At 51.5% G+C, this 18,564-nt stretch carries 12 protein-coding genes, 2 tRNA genes and 2 rRNA genes; 8 read left to right on the plus strand and 8 right to left on the minus strand.

Translation table 11 applies throughout. From position 1 onward, the window contains the following. Positions 1-32: 32 nt before the first annotated feature. From DPO_RS06985 to DPO_RS07010, 6 genes are all read left to right on the plus strand, one after another. Positions 33-109, plus strand: a tRNA-Ile gene (locus DPO_RS06985). 3 nt (positions 110-112) lie between these two features. After that, positions 113-188: transfer RNA gene (locus tag DPO_RS06990), tRNA-Ala, on the plus strand. Between the two features lie 176 nt (positions 189-364). After that, positions 365-3,351: ribosomal RNA gene (locus DPO_RS06995) — 23S ribosomal RNA — on the plus strand. A gap of 134 nt (positions 3,352-3,485) precedes the next feature. Next, positions 3,486-3,602, plus strand: a 5S ribosomal RNA gene (gene rrf, locus DPO_RS07000). A 152-nt stretch (positions 3,603-3,754) separates the two neighbouring features. Continuing rightward, positions 3,755-5,581 (plus strand): adenine deaminase, encoded by a 1,827-nt coding sequence (locus DPO_RS07005; RefSeq protein ID WP_006965064.1) that lies wholly within the window; start codon positions 3,755-3,757, stop codon positions 5,579-5,581. A gap of 35 nt (positions 5,582-5,616) precedes the next feature. Beyond that, positions 5,617-6,177: a type I restriction enzyme HsdR N-terminal domain-containing protein gene (locus DPO_RS07010; RefSeq protein ID WP_006965065.1), complete on the plus strand. Its 561-nt coding sequence runs from the start codon at positions 5,617-5,619 to the stop codon at positions 6,175-6,177. A gap of 73 nt (positions 6,178-6,250) precedes the next feature. On the opposite strand, the gene uvrA is transcribed toward DPO_RS07010, so the two are convergent. Then, the gene (gene uvrA / locus DPO_RS07015; RefSeq protein WP_006965066.1) at positions 6,251-9,073 is read right to left on the minus strand and encodes an excinuclease ABC subunit UvrA; all 2,823 of its coding nucleotides are present in this window, start codon (positions 9,071-9,073) and stop codon (positions 6,251-6,253) included. Next, complete coding sequence (gene pdxA / locus DPO_RS07020) at positions 9,066-10,088, minus strand: 4-hydroxythreonine-4-phosphate dehydrogenase PdxA (protein WP_236609914.1); 1,023 nt, start codon at positions 10,086-10,088, stop codon at positions 9,066-9,068. Before pdxA ends, uvrA begins: the two co-directional genes overlap by 8 nt. Before the next feature lie 574 nt (positions 10,089-10,662). Here pdxA and dnaA point away from each other — a divergent pair. Together dnaA and DPO_RS07030 are read left to right on the plus strand one after the other, a co-directional pair. Next, positions 10,663-12,033 carry a chromosomal replication initiator protein DnaA gene (dnaA, locus tag DPO_RS07025; RefSeq protein ID WP_006965068.1) on the plus strand — a complete coding sequence of 457 codons (1,371 nt, stop codon included), beginning with the start codon at positions 10,663-10,665 and terminating at the stop codon, positions 12,031-12,033. Further along, positions 12,034-13,416, plus strand: coding sequence for an FAD-binding oxidoreductase (locus tag DPO_RS07030; RefSeq protein WP_006965069.1), 1,383 nt, complete (start codon positions 12,034-12,036; stop codon positions 13,414-13,416). 40 nt (positions 13,417-13,456) lie between these two features. Here the strand turns inward: DPO_RS07030 and DPO_RS07035 are convergent, their stop codons facing one another. The 6 genes from DPO_RS07035 to rpsR all read right to left on the minus strand — a co-directional run bounded on the left by DPO_RS07035 (position 13,457) and on the right by rpsR (position 18,557). After that, complete coding sequence (locus DPO_RS07035; RefSeq protein ID WP_006965070.1) at positions 13,457-13,654, minus strand: hypothetical protein; 198 nt, start codon at positions 13,652-13,654, stop codon at positions 13,457-13,459. 71 nt (positions 13,655-13,725) lie between these two features. Beyond that, positions 13,726-15,375 carry a GTPase HflX gene (gene hflX, locus DPO_RS07040; protein WP_006965074.1) on the minus strand — a complete coding sequence of 550 codons (1,650 nt, stop codon included), beginning with the start codon at positions 15,373-15,375 and terminating at the stop codon, positions 13,726-13,728. Further along, complete coding sequence (gene dnaB, locus DPO_RS07045; protein ID WP_006965075.1) at positions 15,372-16,751, minus strand: replicative DNA helicase; 1,380 nt, start codon at positions 16,749-16,751, stop codon at positions 15,372-15,374. Before dnaB ends, hflX begins: the two co-directional genes overlap by 4 nt. A 72-nt stretch (positions 16,752-16,823) precedes the next feature. Continuing rightward, positions 16,824-17,282, minus strand: coding sequence for a 50S ribosomal protein L9 (gene rplI, locus DPO_RS07050; RefSeq protein WP_006965076.1), 459 nt, complete (start codon positions 17,280-17,282; stop codon positions 16,824-16,826). A 54-nt stretch (positions 17,283-17,336) separates the two neighbouring features. After that, positions 17,337-18,269: a DUF2232 domain-containing protein gene (locus tag DPO_RS07055; protein ID WP_006965077.1), complete on the minus strand. Its 933-nt coding sequence runs from the start codon at positions 18,267-18,269 to the stop codon at positions 17,337-17,339. A gap of 24 nt (positions 18,270-18,293) precedes the next feature. Next, positions 18,294-18,557: a 30S ribosomal protein S18 gene (rpsR, locus tag DPO_RS07060; protein ID WP_006965078.1), complete on the minus strand. Its 264-nt coding sequence runs from the start codon at positions 18,555-18,557 to the stop codon at positions 18,294-18,296. Positions 18,558-18,564: the final 7 nt, after the last annotated feature.

The following is an 18,564-nucleotide window of genomic DNA, read 5'->3' on the forward strand; positions in this document are numbered from 1 at the left end:
ATCACTGGCCAATTTTGAGGGATCAAGGATTTGGGCCTGTAGCTCAGTTGGTTAGAGCGCACGCCTGATAAGCGTGAGGTCGGTGGTTCAAATCCACCCAGGCCCACCATGTGGGGAATTAGCTCAGCTGGGAGAGCGCCTGCCTTGCACGCAGGAGGTCAGCGGTTCGATCCCGCTATTCTCCACCATTCTTTTTCAGAGGACTACATTACATGAAAGAGAATTATGCCCTCAGATGATCTTTGACAATTTGTTGTAGTAAGAAAATAACCGATTGATTTTGATGTTGATCGAGATCGATCGGGACATTGCCGCAAGGCAATGTGTTCGCATCAAAGCGTTTAAACTTATTTGTGGAAATAGTGGCTAAGCTACTAAGGGCAAACGGTGGATGCCTTGGTGTCAAGTGACGAAGAAAGACGTGGACAGCTGCGATAAGCTTCGGGGAGGGGCTGAACACCCTTTGATCCGGAGATGTCTGAATGGGGAAACCCGGCATGGTTAATACCGTGTCATCCCTGAATGAATACATAGTTCAGGGAGGGTAACGGGGAGAACTGAAACATCTTAGTACCCCCAGGAGTAGAAAGTAATAACGATTTTCCGAGTAGCGGCGAGCGAAAGGGAACCAGCCCAAACCGATTACGTGTCAAGCCCGAAAGCGTTGCGTAATTGGGGTCGCGGGATATGATTAGCAGGTGTTTCGGAACCTGCGGAGAGTGATAAAATCAATTGTTAGCTGAAGAAGCTGGAAAGCTTCACCATAGAAGGTGACAGTCCTGTAAGCAAAAGCAATCGATCTCTCTTATCGTACTCCCAAGTACTGCGGAACACGAGAAATTCTGTGGGAATTTGTGAGGACCATCTCATAAGGCTAAATACGACTTGACAACCGATAGTGTACCAGTACCGTGAGGGAAAGGTGAAAAGAACCCCTGTTAGGGGAGTGAAATAGTACCTGAAACCGTTTGCTTACAAGCAGTGGGAGCATGCAGCAATGCGTGTGACCGCGTGCCTTTTGCATAATGAGTCAGCGAGTTACTTAATGCAGCCAGGTTAAGCCGATAGGTGTAGCCGAAGCGAAAGCGAGTCTGAACAGGGCGGTCAGTTGCATTGAGTAGACCCGAAACCAGGTGATCTATCCATGTCCAGGGTGAAGCGCCAGTAAAATGGTGTGGAGGCCCGAACCGATACAGGTTAAAAACTGTTCGGATGAGGTGTGGATAGGGGTGAAAGGCCAAACAAACCTGGAGATAGCTGGTTCTCTCCGAAATATATTTAGGTATAGCCTCGTATGTTTCTTACCGGAGGTAGAGCACTGGATGGGCTAGGGGTCTCACCAGATTACCAAACCTAACCAAACTCCGAATACCGGTAAGTTAAAGTACGGGAGTCAGCCCGCGGGAGCTAAGTTCCGCGGACGAGAGGGAAACAACCCGGACCGCCAGCTAAGGTCCCCAAATCTATGCTAAGTGGAGAAGGATGTGGGAATGCCCAGACAACCAGGAGGTTGGCTTAGAAGCAGCCATCCTTTAAAGAAAGCGTAACAGCTCACTGGTCGAGTGGATCTGCGCCGAAAATGTATCGGGGCTAAAGCATAGTACCGAAGCTGCGGGATGTATTTATACATCGGTAGGAGAGCATTGTGTTGTCATAGAATCGCACCTGTGAGGGTGTGTGGAGAAGACACAAGAGACCATGCTGACATGAGTAGCGATAAAGCGGGTGAGAGGCCCGCTCGCCGAAAGCCCAAGGTTTCCTGAGTAAAGCTAATCTGCTCAGGGTTAGTCGATCCCTAAGGCGAGGCCGAGAGGCGTAGTCGATGGAAAACAGGTTAATATTCCTGTACCACCTCGTTGTCGTTTGAGAGAAGGGGGGACGCAGGAGGGCAGGTCATCCGTCTGTTGGAATAGGCGGTTCAAGCCGGTAGGCTTAAATCCCAGGCAAATCCGGGATTTTTTAAGGCCGAGAAGTGATGAGGAGGGTCTTTGACCCATAAACTGACTGCACCCATGCTGCCAAGAAAAGCCTCTATCGAGATAACAGGTGATCGTACCGTAAACCGACACAGGTAGGCAAGGAGAGTATCCTAAGGCGCTTGAGAGAACTCTGGTTAAGGAACTCGGCAAAATCATACCGTAACTTCGGGAGAAGGTATGCCCCTGATGGTGATTATAATTCTATATGAGCTGTGGGGGGCCGCAGAGAAATGGTGGTAGCGACTGTTTACTAAAAACATAGGACTCTGCAAAGTCGTAAGACGAGGTATAGGGTCTGACGCCTGCCCGGTGCCGGAAGGTTAAGGGGATTTGTTAGCCGCAAGGCGAAGCACTGAACCGAAGCCCCGGTAAACGGCGGCCGTAACTATAACGGTCCTAAGGTAGCGAAATTCCTTGTCGGGTAAGTTCCGACCTGCACGAATGGCGTAACGACTTCCACACTGTCTCAACCAGGGACTCAGCGAAATTGGAATGGCGGTGAAGATACCGTCTACCCGCGAAAAGACGGAAAGACCCCGGCACCTTTACTACAGCTTGACATTGGATTTTGGGACATGATGTGCAGGATAGGTGGGAGACTTGGAAGCAGGCACGCCAGTGTTTGTGGAGTCACCCTTGAAATACCACCCTTTATGTTTCAGTGTTCTAACTTAGGTCCGTAATCCGGATCGAGGACAGTGTCTGGTGGGTAGTTTGACTGGGGCGGTCGCCTCCCAAAGAGTAACGGAGGCGCGCGAAGGTTCCCTCAGGCTGATTGGAAACCAGCCGCAGAGTGCAAAGGCATAAGGGAGCTTGACTGCGAGAGAGACATTTCGAGCAGGTACGAAAGTAGGTCTTAGTGATCCGGCGGTTCTGAATGGAAGGGCCGTCGCTCAACGGATAAAAGGTACGCCGGGGATAACAGGCTTATCGCCCCCAAGAGTTCACATCGACGGGGCGGTTTGGCACCTCGATGTCGGCTCATCACATCCTGGGGCTGGAGCAGGTCCCAAGGGTTCGGCTGTTCGCCGATTAAAGTGGTACGTGAGCTGGGTTTAAAACGTCGTGAGACAGTTTGGTCCCTATCTTTCGTGGGCGCAGGATATTTGAGGAGATCTTTTCCTAGTACGAGAGGACCGGAATGGACCAACCAATGGTGTTCCAGTTGTTCCGCCAGGGGCATTGCTGGGTAGCCAAGTTGGGCAAGGATAACCGCTGAAAGCATCTAAGCGGGAAGCCAACTCCAAGATTAGATATCCCATCACATACGTGACTGAAGACCCCTTGAAGACTACAAGGTTGATAGGCCGGGTGTGTAAGCATGGCAACATGTTGAGCTAACCGGTACTAATCGGTCGTGAGGCTTAGCCACTTTTTTTTCACCGACAGGTTTAAACGCTTTCATGTGAACACATATCTTACTGCAACAGATTTTTGGATCTATGGAACAAAGCCGCGCAAAGCGCCCTTACCCCATCAAACGTTCCGGATCCATACCCCCCTTAATCCGGTGGTTAGAGCAAAGAGGTCACACCCGTTCCCATCTCGAACACGGAAGTTAAGCTCTTTAGCGCCGATGGTACTGCATGGGTGACTGTGTGGGAGAGTAGGACACTGCCGGATTATTTATCAAAAAGCCCTGATCGTTATTAACGGTCAGGGCTTTTTGTTTTTCCAGTATCCATTTAAAAGGCAGTGGCGGCGTTTCTTTTAGACTTTACGAAAATGGATGTTTTGTGGTACTACCCCATAAAACAAACGGGAGAAAAAATCGTATGTCAATGCATCATACCCGGATTTCGCATCATTTGATTACCCGGGATCTGGCCGCAGTGGCCATGGGGGCGAAACCGGCGGATCTGATCATTAAAAATGGCCGCCTTGTGGATGTTTGTACCGCCAGAATCCGGGAGCCTGTGGATATTGCTGTCTACCAGGGCCATATCGCTCTGGTGGGAGATGCAGCCCATGTTCAGGTCAATTCACAGACCCGCGTTATGGATGCGTCTGGTAAATATCTGTGTCCCGGATTAATCGATTCCCATATGCATATCGAAAGTTCCATGGTGGATCTGCCCGCATTTGCCGCCGGTGTGCTGCCCCAGGGCACCACCACCATCTGTCCGGACATTCATGAATTGACCAATGTCCTAGGGATGAAGGCGGTGGATCTGTTTTATGAAAGTGCAAAGGGGTTGCCCCTGAAGGCGCTGATTGCCATGCCCGTGTGCGTCCCGTCTCTGCCGGGCATGGAGGATGCCGGTGCCGATGTGACACCTTCCCTGGTCCGGGAAGCCTATGAAAGCGGCAGGGTCTTTCTTCAGGGAGAACAGATGAATTTTCCGGGAGTTATTTTCGGGGATGACACAGTGCATCAGATCATTTCAGCCGGCATCCGGGCCAATAAGGTATTGACCGGCCATTTTTCATCCCGGGACACCAATGCCGGGTTGAATGCCTATATCGCTTCGGGTATGACAGCGGATCATGAAACAACAACGGCACAAGGTGCCGCAGCCCGGGCCATGCGCGGCATGTACGTGCAGCAGCGATATGGCAGTGCCTGGCTGGATCTGCCTCAGCTGGTGGAAGCCATCACCCATGATCCGGGCTGTGACACCCGGTTCTATACCCTGGTGACCGATGATGTCACCGCGGCCACCGTTGTCTCGAACGGGCATCTGGTCCGTGTATTGAGAAAAGCGATTCAGCTGGGGATCAACCCGGTCATGGCGTTGCAGATGGTGACCATCAATCCCGCGCAGATGCTGGAAGCATCCCGGTGGATCGGGTCATTGACCCCGGGTCGGGCCGCGGATATCCTGGTGGTGGACAATCTGACGCAGTTCACTATATCTCAGGTGTTTTGCGATGGCGTGGCCGTGGCAGAAGACAATCAGTTGTGCCGGCCCATTCATCCGTATGCGTATCCGGACTGGGCGTTGAAAACCATGCATCTGGATTGGCTGGCACCCACGGATTTTCATATCCCGGCACCGTTTGAAAATCCGGTTCAGGTCCGTGTCATTCATCTGGTGCCCGACCGGGTGCATACTTTGTCAAAAACAAGGACGCTTGAATCCAAAGACCGGTGCCTGCATGCAGATCCTTTGCAGGATCTGGCCAAAGCCGGAGTGTTTTACCGGCATTCCCCCAATGGCTCGGCTGACAAATCCCGGGGACTGGGATTTGTATCCGGGACCCGGTTTATTCCGGGGTCTGCCTATGCGTCAACGGTGTCACATGATTCCCATAATCTGCTGGTCGTGGGGATGGATGACACTGCCATGGCGCTGGCTGCCAATACATTGATTGAATCAGGCGGCGGCCTGGCTGTGGTGATGGAAAACCGGGTTCTGGCGCATTTGCCTTTGCCTCTGGGAGGGATCATGGGGCTTGAATCCATGGAAACCACAGCAGTTGGGGTTCAGGCGGTTGAAAATGCACTGGCACAGATCGGGTGCCCCCACAAGTCCTTTGAAATGACTTTGAGCCTGCTGGGTCTGGTGGTACTGGGAGAACTGCGCCTTTCCAACCGGGGCCTGGTGGAACTGAAAGACGGTCAGGCACCCCGGCGGGTGGATCTGATCCTTGATTCATGACAGTAAAATGCCCTTTACCCAATAAGGAGGCGTGTATGCAAGAAAATCCCCACCATCTGGTGATGGGAGAGTTGACCGATTATCTGACGGGTGAGACCGTGCCCGACACCCATGATGAACGGTTCAGACAAAAAATCGCCCGGCATCTGGTTCAGGTCTGCGGGTATGAGAAAAAACAGATTGAATCCCGGAAACAGGTCATTATCAAAACAGGAGAGAAAACGGCCCGGCTCTGGATGGATTTTCTGGTGAGTACGGGGGATAAAACCGGCATGATGATCCGGTATGCGCCCGGATCTCTGGTGACCCGGCGGTTGCCCAATCTGGCTTTGTCCCGGCTTGTTTACCCGTATCAGATCCCCGTGGTCGTGACCTGCAACGGCGAAGATGCCGAAGTGATCAACGGGGTCACCGGCAAGGTGACGGGGCAGGGGGTTGATGCCATTCCGGACAGACAGACATTGATGGCCCTGGATATTGCCGCATCCTTTCCCAAAGTGTCTCAGGCACTTCATGACAAAGCGTCCCGGATCGCCTTTGCCTGTGAAGTGGACGGGGCCTGCCCCTGTGACACGGATGTCTGTATCCTGGATTAGGGTTTGATGTTTGGGCCGGCAAAGAATCCGGCCTAAAACAAAGGTGTCATGCCACTGATTCCGTGAGCCGGATTCAGTCTTTTTTCTGAAGCACTTTTGACAGATAATATCCCGTAAAAGAGGTCGGGTGTTCGGCCACCTGTTCCGGGGTTCCCTGAACAATGATCCGGCCGCCTTTGTCCCCCCCTTCAGGTCCCATATCAATGATATGGTCGGCATATTTGATGACATCCATGTTATGCTCAATCACCACCACGGTATTGCCGGCGGCCACCAGCCGGTCCAGAACCGACAGCAGCCGGTTGATATCATCGGCATGCAGGCCCGTGGTGGGTTCATCCAGAATATAAATGGTTTTTCCCGTACTTTTTTTGGACAGTTCCCTGGCCAGTTTGATGCGCTGGGCTTCTCCCCCGGACAGGGTGACGGCAGACTGACCTAAAGTGATGTAGCCCAGTCCCACTTCCACCAGGGTGGACAGTTTGGCCTGGATGGCAGAAATGTTGTCAAAGAACCGGACCGCCTGGTGAATGGTCATGTCCAGCACCTCGGCAATATTTTTGCCTTTGTAACGGATATCCAGGGTGTCCCGGTTGAACTGCCGGCCCTTGCACACATGGCAGCGCACATGGACATCGGGCAGAAACTGCATTTCAATCTTGATGACGCCCTCTCCAGCACATGCCTCACATCGCCCCCCCCGGATATTGAAACTGAACCGTCCGGGTTTGTATCCCCTGGCCCGGGCATCCGGTGTTCTGGCAAACAATTCACGGATGGCCGGAAGCACCCCCGTGTAAGTGCCGGGATTGGACCTGGGCGTTTTACCGATGGCGGACTGGTCGATATGAATCACTTTGTCCAGATGCTGGATGCCCGTGATCCGGTCATGGGCACCGACCAGCTTATTTGTATATGCAATTTGGTTGCACAGGGCCGGATATAACGTGGACAGCACCAGCGAGGATTTGCCGGATCCGGACACGCCGGTCACACAGATAAAACATCCTAGAGGAAACGACACAGTGACCTGTTTGAGATTATTGGCTTCTGCATTGACAAGGGTTAAATGGCGGCCGTTGCCTTTTCGCCGGATATCCGGAATGGGGATCTGTCTGATTCCCTTGATATACTGGCCCGTCAGCGAATCCGGGCAGGCGGTCAGTTTTTCAGGCGGGCCGGAAAATATGACCTGGCCCCCATGAACCCCGGCAGCCGGACCCATATCGATCACATGGTCGGAAGCCAAAATGGTATCGGTGTCGTGTTCCACCACCACCACGGTATTGTCAAGATGTTTCAGATCCATGAGCGTTTTGATCAGCCGGGCATTGTCCCTGCGGTGAAGGCCGATGCTGGGTTCATCCAGCACATAGAGAATGCCGGTCAGTTTGGAGCCGATCTGGGTGGCCAGACGGATCCGCTGGCTTTCACCGCCGGACAGCGTATCTGCAGACCGGGAAAGAGACAGGTAATCCAGCCCCACATTGTCCAGAAAGATAAGCCGCTGGGTCAGTTCCCTGATAATACCGGCGCTGATCTGTTCCTCTTTCCGGGTCAAAGTCAACGACGCAATGGCTGCCAGCGTCCGTTTAATGGGAAGGCGCGTGATTTCCCAGATCGTATGCCCGCTGACCCGGACATGGGCCGATGCCGGATTCAGCCGGGTGCCCTGGCACCGGGAACAGACACGGGCGTTCATATACCGCTTTAATTCTTCTTTGATGGATTTGGAATCGGTTTCTTTATACCGGCGTTTTAAATAGGGAATCACCCCTTCAAAATTTTTTTTGCTCCGGATTTTTTTGCCGGCCTGCTCTGTGTAAAACTCGATGAGTTCTTCCTTGGATCCGTGCAGCAACACATGCTGGAACCGGTCTGACAGGTTTTTGAACGGGGTATAGATATCCTGGTCAAAATGAGTGGTCAGCGCGTCTAAAAATTCCATGAACTGCACCGAATCCCTGTTCTGCCAGGGAAGAATCGCTCCCTGGCGCAGAGACAATCCCGGATCCGGCACAATCAGGTCCGGGTCAAATGCCGTGATGGATCCCAAACCGTCACAAACAGGGCAGGCCCCCTGGGGGGAGTTAAACGAAAAACTGGCCGGAGTAAAAGGCGGATAACTGATATGGCAGTTTAAGCAGGATGCCGTCTCACTGAACAGCCGATCCTGATTTTTGTCTAGATCCATCACAATAAGAAGACCCTTGGACAGGCTTAACGCCAGTTCCAGAGAAACACTCAATCTTTTTTCAATGCCCGGCTTGATGACCAGACGGTCCACCACCACTTCCAGGGTGTGTTTTTTTTGTTTTTCCAGAATCGGATGGTCCTGGGTCCGGCAGATTTTCCCATCCACCCGCATTCGGGCAAACCCTTGTTTTTTCATCCGGTCGAACACAGCGTCATGCCGGCCTTTCTGGTCTCGGATCAACGGTGCCAGAAGCATTATCCGGGTGTCGGCAGGCAGGGTCAGAATCCGGTCGCAGATCTGGTCAACGGTCATGGGTTCAATGGGATTTCCGCATTGATGACAATGGGGCGTTCCTACCCGGGCGAACAAAAGCCGCAGGTAATCATAGATTTCCGTGATGGTGCCCACCGTGGACCGGGGATTGTGGCCGGCGGTTTTCTGTTCAATGGCAATGGCCGGGGACAGGCCGTCAATGCTGTCCACATCCGGTTTGGCCATTTGCCCTAAAAACTGTCTGGCATAGGTGGACAAAGATTCCACATACCGCCGCTGGCCTTCGGCATACAGGATGTCAAAGGCCAGGGTGGATTTGCCGGATCCGGACAGGCCCGTGACCACGGTCAGACAATTTTTGGGGATCCGCACATCGATATTTTTCAGGTTGTGTTCCCTGGCCCCCTGAATAATGATGTCAGTCATGGGGCAGATTCCGGTCGGTTCGGTGCCGGGCCTGGAAAACCGCCATTTTGACGGCTTCAACCAGGCTGGTGGGATCGGCACATCCTTTCCAGGCAATGTCATAGGCGGTCCCGTGGTCCACGGATGTCCGAATAATGGGCAGTCCCAAGGTGACATTCACCCCGTCCTTGAAATGAATCAGCTTAAAAGGAATCAGGCCCTGGTCATGGTACATGCACACCACGGCATCACAACCGGTCTTTATGGCGTAATTGAACACCGTATCCGGAGGCATGGGCCCTTGAATATCCAGGCCCTGGTTTTGGGCGGCTTTGACAGCCGGGGCAATGATTTGTTGTTCTTCATGACCGAAAAGACCGGCTTCTCCGGCATGGGGATTCAATCCGGCCACGGCCAGGCGGGGGGCTTTAATATTGAACCGGGTTTTAAGATCGGTACAGGTGAGATGGATAATGTCTAAAATGTTTTCCTGTGTCAGGGAATCCGGCACGCTGGCCAGAGGCATATGGATGGTCACCAGAACCACTTTCAGAGTTTTCCCGGCCAGCATCATGGCAAATTTTCTTGTTCCGGTCTGGTGGGCGATCAGTTCCGTGTGCCCATGGAAACGGGACCCCGCCATCTTGAGTCCGGTTTTGGTGATGGGTCCTGTGACCAGGGCATCAATCTGTCCGGACAGGGCCAGATCAACGCCCGTATGGATGTAATCCGCCATGGCCTTTCCGATTACAGATGTCATGGACGGTTGCATCGACATATTCAGTTTCAGGGAAGAAACAGCCAGCAGATTCAGATACCCGGGATCCTCGTTGCCTTGTTTGGGATCATGGATCTTGTGGATGCGCAACGGAATTAAAAACTTTGAAAGTGCTGTGTGCAGGACATCCTGATCCCCGATCACCACAGGGATGCACAAGGCTTGGAGTTCATTTTCACACAAGGCTTTCACCAGTATTTCCGGACCGATGCCCAGAGGATCTCCCATGGTGATGCCAATGATGGGTTTGCCAGACAAATCTGTTTTTTTTACAAAGGGAACAGGCATGATGTATTGAAAATATCAGGTTAAAGATTAAATGAAATATATACTACCCCCGGCACGGATTGTAAATATGCCGGCCCATTTGCAACCAGCAACAATTAAAATTGTGAAACCCTTGGTATATTAGCATTGAGGCAATAAATTGGATTTTGTTTAAATTAATAAGCAAATCAGAGTAATCTGAAGAAAATCAAAGAAAAAATTTTTATTTTTTTTATTTAAATTATCAATATCCGTTGTTTTGTCTGAAAAAATAACCAGTTGTAAAAGTGACTGTAATGTTTAATAAATCAGTTGTTTCACAAAAAAATAGACTATAATTTCAAATAGTTGAATAAATATGCCAATGAAAATTCTAACATTGCCCTAACATGACTGATCCGGTTTGACCAAAATCTGATATTCGAATAGAAAAACACATGCTTTTTTTTACGCCATGAAATATTCAGTGAGAGTCGTAGATTTCAGTACCATCCTTGCCATTTATTGGTAAAGTCAAATTTGTAGCATGTTCAATAGAAACAGAAAGGTCTGAGTGAATAATACCATGGATAAATTCTGGGCACAGGTCAAATCTCAAATCAAGAAATCAATTCCGGATCACAGTTACAGGATGTGGGTAGACCCGCTTGAAGTCCTGACCTTTCAGGAGGATCGGCTGTGTCTGTCCACCCCGAATGAATTTTTTATCAAGCGGTTGAAGGACAATTATCTGGGGTTGTTTGAGCAGGAATTTCATAAACTGGGACAACCGGTCCGGATCGAGTTCAAAACAAAAACGTCCCCCAAAACACCCGGCCATGTGCCCGGGAACCAGGTGGGAAAAGGAAAATCAAAAAAAAACGATCTGGCTCAGGCCAGTCTGCCCGGGTTTGATCCACGGTTCAACGGCGGCCGGCTGCTTAAAAAAGGGTATACATTTGATGATTTCGTGGTCGGAGACAACTCCAGTTTTGCCTATTCCGCGTCTTTGTCTTTGGCCCAGGGGAACATGAACGGGGCGGGCATGCTGTATCTTCTGGGTAAAACCGGGTTAGGTAAAAGCCATTTGTCCCAGGCCGTGGGACACCATGTCATCACCCATCATACAGCGTTGCGGGTATATTATGTGACAGCGGAAGATTTTACCAATGAAATGATATATGCCCTGAGAAATAACACCATTGAATCATTCAAGGAAAAATACCGCAAAAAATGTGAAGTCCTGATTTTAGAAGATGTCCATTTTCTGGCCGGTAAAAAAGCCATTCAAAAAGAACTGGCCGTGACCCTGGACTATCTGCTGGATGCCAACCGGAAAATTATATTTTCAGGATGTGATCTGCCCGATGATATTCCCAAACTGGATGATCAGCTTAAATCCCGATTGACCATGGGGCTTGTGACGGAAATCAAAGCACCGGATTTTAAAACCCGGGTGAAAATTTTAAGAAAAAAATCAAAAAACCTCAATTGTCTGATCCCTGACTCGGTCACGGAATATATTGCCCAGGAATTATGCGATGATGTCAGACAGCTGGAAAGCGGTCTGTTCGGTGTGGCAGCCAAAGGACAGCTGCTGGGCCGGCACATTGATATTGAGCTGGCAAAAAGCGTGCTGGCCAATATCCGCAAGCATCAGAAACGCATCACCATCGACGGGATCAAGAAACTGGTGTGTAAGGAATATGATATCACGGAGCAGGATCTGATATCAAAATCCCGGAAAAAACACATTGTCAAACCCCGGCAGGTGGCAATTTTTCTGTCCAGAAAATATACGGATCAACCCATCAAAAAAATCGGTTCCAGTTTCAAGCGGTACCATGCCACAGCCATTTATTCAGTGAATGCCGTGGAAAAGGAACTTCAGCACAAAGGGGTGCTGTATGAACAGATCCGGTATCTGTCAAAAAAAATTGAATCAGGTAAATTTTAAATGGGCCTGGATGATGCGGTTTATCGACTCCTGAAAAAACGGGTGGGAGATGCGCAGATCACCCGGAATCCGGAAGACCGGGTCTGCTATTCCTATGATGCGGCCCCGGGGCAGTCCTTTATGCCCGATGCGGTCGTGTTTCCGGAATCGGAAGCCCAGGTGGCGGATATCATGCGCCTGGCCTGGGAAAAACGGATTCCCGTCATTCCCCGGGGCAGCGGTTCCGGCATGACCGGCGGGGCCGTGCCGGTCCAGGGAGGACTGGTCATGGCCATGACCCGCATGAACCGGATACTGGACATTGACACGGACAATTTTATCGCTTCTGTGGAACCGGGAGTGATTGTGGCGGATCTGCATACGGCTGTGGAAAACAAGGGGCTGTTTTATCCGCCGGACCCGGCCAGCTCCGCCGTGTGTACCATCGGCGGGAATGTGGGAGAATGTGCCGGCGGTCCCAGAGCCGTGAAATACGGGGTGACCCGGGATTATGTGCTCGGGCTTGGCGCCGTGATGCCCAACGGGGACATCATCCACACCGGGGTGTGCACGGCCAAGGGTGTGGCCGGGTATGACCTGACCCGGCTGATCGTGGGATCGGAAGGCACACTGGCCATTGTCACCCGGATCACGCTGAGGTTGTTGCCGAAACCGGCATACGTGGCCACCATGGCGGTTTGTTTTGACGACATGGGAAAGGCGGCCCGAACCGTGTCAGGCATCATGCGCCGGGCCGTGATTCCCCGGTGTGTGGAATATCTGGATGAAGCCTCCCTTGCCCTGGTCAGAAATCAGCTGCAATCGGATCTGCCGGATCAGACCCGGGCCCTGCTGATTCTGGAACTGGACGGGGATGAAACACTGGTGAAATCCCAGACAGAACAGATCCGGGCCTTTTGTCTGCAATCCGGTGCCCTGGATATTCGCATGGCAACGGATCCGGTTCAGGCAGCCGCCATATGGCAGGCCAGAAAAGCGTTGTCTCCCACGCTGTATCAAATTGCCAGCCAGAAGCTGAACGAGGATATTGTGGTGCCCATATCAAAAATTCCCGACATGGTGTCGCATATCCAGACCCTTCAGCAGGAATCCGGCCTGACCATTGTCAGTTTCGGCCATGCCGGAGACGGCAATATCCATTGCAATATCATGTATGACAAAACCGATGCCGCCCAGGTGAAACAGGCCCATAACGCCGTGGACAAACTGTTTGCCGCAACCCTGGCCCTGGGGGGAACCATCACGGGTGAACATGGGGTGGGGCTGACCAAAAAAGGGTATCTGTCCTGGGAGATCGGAGAAAAAGAACAGGCCATCATGAAGCAGATCAAGGCGGTATTTGATCCCCGGCAGATTTTGAATCCGGGTAAAATTTTTTCCTGATACGTCAAAAGCACAGATCTGACGATCTGTTTCCAGCGGCTTAATGGGGTTTGGGCGCGTACTGGTTGTGAATCAGCAGTTTTTCAAACAAACCGACTTTGGGATGGATGCTTCGCATCAGGCAGCATTGAATTGACACGGCGCAATGGTTCTGGCACATCTGATTGGTTTTACTGAATTCCCCAAAGCACTCGGGCGTGTCCAGGGAATCGGCTTTTTCATGGTCAAAATCGGTCATTTTATCGGGTATCATCCTGTATGTTTATCTCTTTTGATTTTTGAAACGCCGTATATGTAAAGCATAAAACCTCATTGGTCAACCCTTAAATGGGATGCCGGCAGGGTGACCATGGATTCCAGTTTTTCGATCAGACCGGTCAGGCTCTGCTTCTGGCGGGCACAGATACAGATTCCTTCATTCAACAGCCAGGGGGTGTCAAAGTCAGCCATGTCCACCCGGTCCATTTTATTGAAAACATACAAGACGGGAATGTCATCCAGGTCCAGCTGTGTCAGAATTTTTTCCACGGAGTCTTTCTGCTGCATATACCGGGGATTGCTGATATCGATCACATGAAGAATAATGTCGGCTTCAGCCAGTTCTTCCAACGTGGCATGAAACGCTTCCATCAGTTCTTTGGGCAGATGCTGAATAAATCCCACCGTGTCCGTGACAATCACTTCCGTGTCCGCGGGAAACCGCAGACGTCTGGAAGACGGATCCAGTGTGGCAAACAGCCGGTCGGCCGCAATGATGTCACTCTGGGTCAGGGTATTGAGCAGCGTGGATTTGCCGGCATTGGTATATCCCACAATGGAAATAACGGGAATATTTCTCTGCCGGCGCCTGGCTTTCTGCTGGTGCCGCTGTTTCCGGATTTTTTTAATTTCTTTTTTCAGCCGTGTGATGCGATCCCTGACCCGCCGCCGGTTGATTTCCAGCTTGGTTTCACCGGGTCCGCGTCCACCGATGCCGCCGGTCAGCCGGGACATGGCCGTATTTTTGGTGATGAGCCGGGGCAGCAGGTATTCCAGCTGGGCCAGTTCCACCTGAAGTTTTCCTTCCCTGGATTTGGCCTGTTTGGCAAAAATATCTAAAATCAACTGGGTCCGGTCAATCACCTTCATTTCCACAAAATCGGTAATGGACCGGATCTGGGACGGGGTGAGCTCACAGTCAAATATCAGCAGCGTGGCATGGTTCTGAATGGCCTGGATCACCAGAGCGGACAATTTGCCTTTTCCCACCACAAATTTGGGATCAATGCGTTTTCTGTGCTGAACGGCCGTGCCGGTAACCGTAATCTGGCTGGTTTTACACAACTCCTTGAGTTCATCCATGGACGCGTAAGCTGCATCTGCATCCTGGATGACCGCATTGATCAGAAACGCATTTTCCAGACCGGAGGCGGGTTTGTGCAATGCGTTTTTTCTGGACAGTTCCGCTTCCAAAGCCAGAATCTGCGTCAGGCAGTCATTGTTCAGATCAGACAGGGTGGCAGGGGGCTGCACCTGATACGGCTCTTTGGTTTCATCCGGCAGCACATGGCCCGAATAAACCGGCCCGGGCCGGCCGTCCGATGTCAGACATACGGCCGTGATAAAATCCAGGCGGAGCAGGGCCAGGTCCGTCAGGTCATCCCGGGTTAAAGGCTCGTCCTTTAAATGGGTATGCACGCACCGCACCCCTTTGAGGCGCCCGGGAATGGCCATATGATCCGGGGTCACGGGAATGACGATCCGGTGGGGTTCACCCGCAATGACACAGACGATTTTCCCGTTCCGGTCCACCAGCAATCCCATCTGGCGGCGGATTTCATGGCTGATCTCAACCAGCTCCACGGCAATGTCCGGGCTGATGATATATTCCGGGGAGGATTTCTGGGCGTACAGGTTTTCAATGCGTTTGAGCTGGGTATTGCGAAGGCCCGCCAGGTTGCCGTAGACTTGCTTGTTCATTGAAATTCCTGATAACTGTCCGGTGCCAGTTCTTCAAACCGGGTATATTGTCCGTGAAAATGCATCAACGCCGTGCCAATGGCACCGTTTCTGTTTTTGGCCACAATGATTTCAGCCGTCCCTTTTTTGGGATTGTCCGGTTCTTTATTATAGACTTCATCCCGATAGATGAACGCCACAATATCGGCATCCTGTTCCAGGGCCCCGGATTCTCTGAGATCCGACATCATGGGACGTTTGTCGCTTCTTTGTTCCAGCATGCGGTTGAGCTGGGACAAGGCCATGACCGGAATGTTCAATTCCTTGGCCAGGGATTTAAGGCCCCGGGAGATTTCCGCGATTTCAAGATCCCGCCGCTCGGAGTGAAACGGGGCTTTCATCAATTGAAGGTAGTCAATCACGACCAGCCCGAGTTCCCCGTGTTTTTGAAACAGTTTTCTGGCTTTGGCCCGCACATCCATGACCGAGATATTGGGGGTGTCATCGATGAAGATCGGTATCTCATTGAGCATACTGGCGGCATCCGTGACATTCTGCCAGTCTTCCTGGCTGATGAACCCTGTGCGCAACCGGTTGGAATCGATGCGGGCTTCAGAGGTCAACAACCGCATGGAAAGCTGTTCATTGGACATTTCAAGGGAAAAGACGGCCACGGGTTTTTGTTCTTCCATGGCCACGTTTCGGGCGATGTTCAGGGCAAACGCGGTTTTCCCCATACTGGGACGGGCCGCCAGGATGATAAGATCTGATTTCTGAAGTCCGGATGTGATTTTGTTCAGCCGCATATACCCCGTGGAAAGACCGGACAGGCCCCCATCTTTACCCTGCTGGTCTTCCAGGTGATCAATATTTAAATTGATCAGATCTCCCAGGGGTCTGAATGCGCCCCCGGATTTTTTTTCCGATATCTGAAATATGGTGGATTCGGCAAAATCAATGGTCTCTGCCACATCGTCTTTGTCATCCAGGCATCGCTGGATGATTTTTGATGCCGCATCGATCATGGTCCGCAATGAGGCTTTGCCCTGAATGATCCGGGCGTAATGCACGGCATTGACCGCCACGGGTGCGGTATCGGATATGGTCGCCAGATAGGCGGCCCCGCCGATACTTTCCAGCTCATCTTTTTTTTTCAGGGCATGGGCAACCGTGACCAGGTCTGCCGGTTCTTCCTGGGACGACAGATTCAGGATGACCCGGAATATTTTTTTATGGGCCCCTTTGTAAAAATCTTCCGGTGTCAGGATGTCGGTAATATCGTACAACACATCGTTGTTGATGAAAATGGCGCTTAACAGCGAGGCTTCCGCATCCAGATCATGGGGCGGGGTCCGGTCTAGCAACGGGTCGGTTTTTCTGGATCGGTTCTGGGGCACGTGGGTTCCAGCAGGTTGAATGCCTGGGCGGCCCAAAGGATCAATCCATCGGGCCGCCCAGGCAAAGGTTGTTTAATGGTCCTGTTTTTCTTCCGCTTCAACGATCACGGTGATTTCAGGTTCCACATCCTTGTAGAGCCGGATGGGTACTTTGTATTCACCGGTTTCCTTGATGGGTTCCGCCAGAAGAATGGCACGACGTTCCACCCCGATATTCTGGCTGCCCAGTGATTCCTTGATATCATGCGTGGTGATGGAGCCGTAAAGATAAATCTCTTCCCGGACCTTGGCTTTGAGCTTGCAGACCACGCCTTTGATTTTTTCGGCCATTTCCTCGGCCAGTTTTTTCTCTTTGGCAATCTGCAGTTCCAGCTTGGCCCGGGCCTGTTCCATGATACGTCGGTTCTGGGGTGTGGCAAGCATGGCTTTTCCCTGGGGAAGCAGGTAATTGCGGCCGTATCCCGGCGCCACTTCGCACTCCGAGCCTGCAATTCCCAAGGTATCGATGGTTTCTTTCAATATGACTTTCATGTAAAACCTCCAAAAAGGGTCAGCCCGTTTTGCATGGACTGAAGGGTTTTTTTATCATTTTTCCTGTATTTCCAGCTTTCTGAAATTGATCCAGTTGTCAAAAAATCCCAGACCGATGACCAGAATGAGAAAATAGATCTGCACGGCAATCAGGCCGTAACAGAAAACCTTCAGAAAGGTCGGGGATTCTTTTTTCTGGAAATAAAATGATATAACAGCGATTCCTTGAAAAAAATAAATCAGCATTAAAATGATCAGACAGTTGATGCCCACATACTTGACAGGTCCCACGGGCAGGGCCAGAATCACGCCGAAACCGATCACGGCCCAGACAAGTGGATCCGGTGCTTTGAACCGGTTCAACGCTTCCATGTTTTTCAACCGGATGCCGATCCGGGCCAGCAGTTTTTTGATGACCAGGATGTTGAGCCAAACCGTGGTCATGTACGACACAATGAACATCCCGGGCATGACAACCAGAAACGCGGCATTCAGGGCATCGATCTGGGCTTTTTCAATTCCCATTTCCGTATATAATGCGCCTGTCAGTTCCAGGTACTGGGAAATGTAAGCGTGAACCATCTCCCCGATCCCCCGGGACTGAAAAACCGTGTACACACCGAAGACAGCCACACATACGCCAAGAACACCCGACACGGTGAACAGCATGGTTTTTTCAATGCGGCACTGACGTTCAATGCATTCTCCCAGAAACAACCCGGTCATGAGCAACGCGCCGAAGTACAGGGTATCAAAGGCAAGGCCCCGGCTCATCACCAGGAGCACCAGAAAACTGACCCCGGCAATGATACTGCCGCTGTTTCTGCCCAGCTTTAAACGAAAATACAGCACGGGCAGGGGCAACAGCAGCAGCGCAAACACCCCCAGCAAAGGAAACGTGTAGCTGACGGCAAAAATCAGGACACACAGGCAAATTCCCAGGATAATATCCTTGATGGCGGATGGATGCACGATAATAGGGGACATCTTGTATGATTCCGGCTGTCTGATCTATTGCGGGGGTCGGCCCACAAACGGAAGCAAAGCGATCTGGCGGGCCTGTTTGATGGCCAGCGACAATTTGCGCTGATGCTTGGCACAGGTGCCTGTGATGCGCCGGGGAATGATTTTTCCCCGTTCCGTAATGAACTGTTTTAATGTTTTGGCGTTTTTGTAATCAATTACCATGTCGTTGTCCACGCAGAAGCGGCATATTTTCCGGCGCTGGTAAAATCTGTTTTTGGCACCGCCTCTTTGGGCCTGGTCTTTATACATAATCAGT

Source organism: Desulfotignum phosphitoxidans DSM 13687 (assembly GCF_000350545.1).
GTDB lineage: Bacteria > Desulfobacterota > Desulfobacteria > Desulfobacterales > Desulfobacteraceae > Desulfotignum > Desulfotignum phosphitoxidans.

Bases quoted from the DNA above. Each gene is read 5' to 3' on its own strand.
- DPO_RS07005 (WP_006965064.1), top strand. From the start codon at position 3,755: ATGTCAATGCATCATACCCGGATTTCGCATCATTTGATTACCCGGGAT.
- DPO_RS07010 (WP_006965065.1), top strand. From the start codon at position 5,617: ATGCAAGAAAATCCCCACCATCTGGTGATGGGAGAGTTGACCGATTAT.
- uvrA (WP_006965066.1), bottom strand. From the start codon at position 9,073: ATGACTGACATCATTATTCAGGGGGCCAGGGAACACAACCTGAAAAAT.
- dnaA (WP_006965068.1), top strand. From the start codon at position 10,663: ATGGATAAATTCTGGGCACAGGTCAAATCTCAAATCAAGAAATCAATT.
- DPO_RS07030 (WP_006965069.1), top strand. From the start codon at position 12,034: ATGGGCCTGGATGATGCGGTTTATCGACTCCTGAAAAAACGGGTGGGA.
- DPO_RS07035 (WP_006965070.1), bottom strand. From the start codon at position 13,654: ATGACCGATTTTGACCATGAAAAAGCCGATTCCCTGGACACGCCCGAG.
- hflX (WP_006965074.1), bottom strand. From the start codon at position 15,375: ATGAACAAGCAAGTCTACGGCAACCTGGCGGGCCTTCGCAATACCCAG.
- rplI (WP_006965076.1), bottom strand. From the start codon at position 17,282: ATGAAAGTCATATTGAAAGAAACCATCGATACCTTGGGAATTGCAGGC.
- DPO_RS07055 (WP_006965077.1), bottom strand. From the start codon at position 18,269: ATGTCCCCTATTATCGTGCATCCATCCGCCATCAAGGATATTATCCTG.
- rpsR (WP_006965078.1), bottom strand. From the start codon at position 18,557: ATGTATAAAGACCAGGCCCAAAGAGGCGGTGCCAAAAACAGATTTTAC.